Consider the following 412-nt stretch of genomic DNA (forward strand, 5'->3'; position numbering starts at 1 on the left):
AAAGTTCCTGCTGGGCGAGGTGTGGGAGGATGCCACCACCAAGTTCGGCTTCAATAAGCGCCGCACCTATCTGCTGTGCAAGGGCCTGGACAGCGTGATGAACTACCCCTTCAAGAACGCCGTGCTGGATTTCGTCAAGGGCAAGCCCGCCGAGCAGGCCATGACGGAGATCCTGACCATCTGCGAGCACGACCCTGCCCCGGCCATGGACACCGCCCTGAACTTCCTCTCCACCCACGACACCGAGCGTGCCCTGACCGTGATCGCTGACGAGCCCGCCAATGGCCGGGGCCGCGCGGGGCAGAGCGGCCGCTGTGTGACCGGCGATGCCTACGAGGAGGGCCTGCTCCGCCTGCGGATGGCCTACGCCATCATCTACACCCTGCCGGGTGTGCCCTGCCTGTACTACGGC

At 65.5% G+C, this 412-nt stretch carries 1 protein-coding gene; it reads left to right on the plus strand.

From position 1 onward, the window contains the following. The coding region (locus P0G09_RS15785; protein WP_275253128.1) for an alpha-amylase family glycosyl hydrolase at positions 1 to 412 on the plus strand (412 nt) is incomplete at both ends.

Origin of the sequence: Faecalibacterium sp. DFI.5.82 (assembly GCF_029076575.1) — a bacterium.
GTDB classification, from domain to species: Bacteria; Bacillota; Clostridia; order Oscillospirales; family Ruminococcaceae; genus Faecalibacterium; species Faecalibacterium duncaniae.